This window comes from Leifsonia sp. KNZ12-8B, from assembly GCF_056755495.1.
In genome coordinates this window covers 1-4,215 of the sequence record NZ_JBPGXM010000206.1, presented here as the reverse complement: position 1 = coordinate 4,215, position 4,215 = coordinate 1, and the positions used below count along the sequence as shown (strand labels likewise).

Sequence of the window (4,215 nt, the reverse complement as noted above, 5' to 3'; positions counted from 1 at the left end):
ACCCCTGACCCCCGCCCGACCGCACCCGCCGAGTACGCGAAAAATCGCACGATAACCGCCGAGTACGCAGAGAATCCGCGTACTCGCGGGTTGGAGAAAGGACCACACGATGCAGGGAGCACGTCCCGTCCGCGCCGCGCGCGGCACCGCGCTGAGCGCGAAGAGCTGGCAGACCGAGGCGCCGCTGCGCATGCTGATGAACAACCTCGACCCCGAGGTCGCCGAGCGCCCCGACGACCTCGTCGTCTACGGCGGCACCGGCCGCGCCGCCCGCAGCTGGGAGGCGTTCGACGCCATCGTCGCCACCCTCCGCGACCTGGAGGCCGACGAGACCCTGCTGGTCCAGTCCGGCAAGCCCGTCGGCGTCTTCCGCACGCACGAGTGGGCGCCGCGCGTGCTGATCGCCAACTCCAACCTGGTCGGCGACTGGGCGACCTGGCCCGAGTTCCGCCGGCTGGAGGCGCAGGGCCTCACCATGTACGGCCAGATGACCGCCGGCTCGTGGATCTACATCGGCTCGCAGGGCATCCTGCAGGGCACGTACGAGACCTTCGGCGCGGTCGCCCGCAAGCGGTTCGGCGGCTCGCTCGCGGGCACCCTCACCCTCACCGGGGGCTGTGGAGGGATGGGCGGCGCCCAGCCGCTCGCGGTCACGATGAACGGCGGCGCGGTCCTCATCGTCGACGTCGACCGCGCGCGCCTCCAGCGCCGTGCCGACCACGGCTACCTCGACGAGCTGGCGCCCGACCTCGACACCGCCGTCGAGCGCGTCCTCGCCGCGAAGTCCGGGCGCAGCGCCCTCTCGGTCGGCGTCGTCGGCAACGCCGCCGAGGTCTTCCCCGAGCTGCTGCGCCGCGGCGTCCCGATCGACATCGTGACCGACCAGACCAGCGCGCACGACCCGCTCAGCTACCTCCCCGCCGGCTACGACGTCGAGACGTGGCACGAGCGCGCCGCCGCCGAACCCGAGCGGTTCACGGCCGACGCCCGCGCCTCGATGGCGGCCCAGGTGGAGGCGATGGTCGGCTTCCTCGACGCCGGCGCCGAGGTCTTCGACTACGGCAACTCGATCCGGGCGGAGGCGCAGCTCGGCGGCTACGACCGCGCGTTCGCCTTCCCCGGCTTCGTGCCCGCGTACATCCGTCCGCTGTTCGCGGAGGGCAAGGGCCCGTTCCGCTGGGCGGCGCTCTCCGGCGACCCGGCCGACATCGCCGTGACCGACCGTGCCGTGCTGGAGCTCTTCCCCGAGGACGAGCACCTGCGCCGCTGGATCACGCAGGCCGGCGAGAAGGTCCGGTTCGAGGGCCTCCCGGCGCGCATCTGCTGGCTCGGCTACAAGGAGCGGCACCTCGCCGGCCTGCGATTCAACGAGCTGGTCGCCAGCGGCGAGCTGTCCGCGCCGGTCGTCATCGGCCGCGACCACCTCGACTCCGGCTCGGTCGCGTCGCCGTACCGCGAAACCGAGGCGATGGCCGACGGCTCCGACGCCATCGCCGACTGGCCGCTGCTGAACGCCCTGCTCAACACGGCGTCCGGTGCGACCTGGGTATCACTCCACCACGGCGGAGGGGTCGGCATCGGCCGCAGCATCCACGCGGGCCAGGTCGTGGTCGCCGACGGCAGCGAGCTCGCCGCGCAGAAGATCGAGCGGGTGCTCGTCAACGACCCCGGCACGGGTGTGATGCGGCACGTGGATGCCGGGTACGAGCGGGCGGTTGAGGTCGCCGACGAGCGCGGGCTGCGCATCCCGATGCGGGAGGCGGCGGCGCGGGAAGCAGCGGCGCACGAGGCGGAGGCGAGGGAAGCCGCGCACGACGCAGCCGCGCCGGTGACCGGGGCCTGACATGGCGGCGACCCTCCTCACCGGCATCGCCGAGCTGACGACGTTCGACCCCGCGCACGATGGCCCGCTCGGGACCGTGCGCGACGCCGCCCTGCTCACCGTCGACGGCCGCGTCGAGTGGACGGGCCCGGCCTCCGCCGCCCCCGTCTCCGATGCGGACGTGGTGGAGGATGCGGCGGGCGCCGCGGTCATCCCGGGCTTCGTGGACAGCCACACCCATCTGGTGTTCGCGGGCGACCGCGCCGCCGAGTTCGAGGCGCGCATGGCCGGCCGGCCGTACTCGGCGGGCGGCATCCGGAGCACGGTCGCGGCCACGCGGGAGGCGACCGACGACGAGCTGCGCGCCCGCCTCGCCCGGTTCGCGACCGAGTTGCTCGCGCAGGGAACGACGACGTTCGAGATCAAGAGCGGCTACGGCCTGACGGTCGCCGACGAGGAGCGCCTGCTGCGGCTCGCGCGGGAGGTCACGGACGAGACGACGTTCCTCGGCGCCCACGTCGTGCCTCCCGAGTTCGCCGACGACCCCGACGCCTACGTGGACCTCGTCAGCGGCCCGATGCTCGACGCCTGCGCACCGCACGCCCGGTGGATCGACGTGTTCTGCGAGCGCGGCGCCTTCACCGTCGAGCAGTCCCGCCGCGTCCTGGAGGCGGGTGCGGCCCGCGGCCTGGGCGTGCGGGTACACGCGAGCCAGCTGGGGCCGGGCGCGGGCGTGGCGCTGGCCGTCGCTCTGGACGCGGCGAGCGTCGACCACTGCACCTTCCTGACCGACGACGACGTGCAGCTGCTCGCCGCGTCGGAGACCGTCGCGACCCTCCTGCCCGGCGTCGAGTTCTCGACCAGGCAGCCGTACCCGGACGCGCGCCGGCTGATCGACGCCGGGGCGACGGTGGCGCTGGCGAGCGACTGCAACCCGGGCTCGTCCTTCACGTCGTCCATGGCCTTCTGCATCGCGGTCGCCGTGCGCGACATGGGCATGACCGTGGCGGAGGCGCTGCGGGCGGCGACCCTGGGCGGTGCGGAGGCGCTGCGCCGCGACGACGTCGGCCACCTGCGCCGGGGCGCCCGCGCCGACTACGTCGTGCTCGACGCCCCGTCGGCCGTGCACCTCGCGTACCGCCCCGGCGTCCCCCTCGTGCGCACCACCCACCGCGCGTAACCAGCCGCCCGTCGCAAGCCGCCGAGTACACGAAAATAGTCGCGATCCGGGCGGAATCGCGACAATTTTCGTGTACTCGGCGGCCGGCGACGGGCGCGGTCAGCGGGAGGCGAGGCCGGCGGCCGCCTCCAGGATGAGCAGGGCCGCGAGGCGGACCGTGCGTCCGTCGGGCGCGTCGACGGTCGCGTCCACCTCGGCGATGTCGATCGAGCGGACCAGCGGGGAGGCCGCGGCGAGCCGGGCGAACCGGCGCAGCTCCCACGCCGACAGCCCGCCCGGGATGGACGCCGGGCACGCCGGCGCCACCGACCGGTCGCACACGTCCACGTCGAGGTCGACGTGCACCGGGCCTCCCGCCGCCCCTGCGATCGCGAGCGCCTCGGCCATGACGTCGTCGAGCGGCCGCCCGTGCAGCGCGTCGCGGGTGACGACATGGATGCCGTGCTCGGCCGCGCGGGCCGCGTACGCGGCGGAGTTGGCGAAGTCCGCGATCCCGAGCTGCACGACCCGCCGCCCGTCGAGCCCGGCCTCCAGGAGGCGGCGGACCGGCGACCCGTTCGACACCCCGTCGCGCAGATCGTGGTGCGCGTCGACCGTGATCAGGCCCGCCGTCGCGAGCGCGTCCCCGGTCGCACCGAGCATCGCCGGAACGGTGAGCGCGTTGTCCCCGCCGACCGCCACCGTGAGGGAGGCCCGCGCGGCCACCCGGGCCATCGCCGCGGTCGCCCTGGCCTCGCCTTCCGACCCGTCGGGCTCCTCCACGTCGCCCGCGTCGGCGATCCGCAGCGCGTCGACGTCGAGTCCGGGAGCGAACGCCGAGTACCGCCGCAGCGCCTCCCGCACCGCCGCCGGGGTCGCGCCAGCGCCGGTTTGCGAGAGGGAGGTGCGCCAGGTCGGGATGCCGAGCAGCGCCAGGTCCACGCGCTCGTCCGCGGCGAACCCGGAGAGCGCCGGCCACCCGCCCGCGCGCGGCCACAGCGGATCGACGGACAGCTGACCGGACGACGACGACGCACTCATGCCCGCGACGCTACCAACCCGCCACCCACGCTCCCGCGCCGACTCCGGCGCCCCCGTCCGGCATCCCAGACACGTCACGCCCACCGGCCGAGTACGCGCTGATTCGCCCCCACCCCGCGACTACGCGCAGATTCGGCCGGAAACCGCCGAGTACGCAGAATGTCCGCGTACTCGGCGGTTGCCCGACGGCGAC

General features: G+C 74.6%; 3 protein-coding genes. 2 read left to right on the top strand and 1 reads right to left on the bottom strand.

Annotated elements, in window-relative coordinates; all coding sequences use genetic code 11:
- The first annotated feature begins 109 nt into the window (after window positions 1–109).
- Entirely contained in the window at window positions 110–1,843 is a 1,734-nt protein-coding gene (gene hutU / locus ACR9ZG_RS18305) for a urocanate hydratase (protein ID WP_481286274.1), read from the top strand.
- Window position 1,844: 1 nt separating this feature from the next.
- A complete protein-coding gene (gene hutI, locus ACR9ZG_RS18300) occupies window positions 1,845–3,002 on the top strand; it encodes an imidazolonepropionase (protein WP_481286273.1) in 1,158 nt (385 codons plus the stop codon).
- A 99-nt stretch (window positions 3,003–3,101) separates the two neighbouring features.
- Here the strand turns inward: hutI and ACR9ZG_RS18295 are convergent, their stop codons facing one another.
- Complete coding sequence (locus ACR9ZG_RS18295; RefSeq protein WP_481286272.1) at window positions 3,102–4,022, bottom strand: arginase family protein; 921 nt, start codon at window positions 4,020–4,022, stop codon at window positions 3,102–3,104.
- Between the last annotated feature and the right edge of the window lie 193 nt (window positions 4,023–4,215).

Coding starts and splice junctions, on each gene's coding strand:
- hutU (WP_481286274.1), top strand. CDS start 110: ATGCAGGGAGCACGTCCCGTCCGCGCCGCGCGCGGCACCGCGCTGAGC.
- hutI (WP_481286273.1), top strand. CDS start 1,845: ATGGCGGCGACCCTCCTCACCGGCATCGCCGAGCTGACGACGTTCGAC.
- ACR9ZG_RS18295 (WP_481286272.1), bottom strand. CDS start 4,022: ATGAGTGCGTCGTCGTCGTCCGGTCAGCTGTCCGTCGATCCGCTGTGG.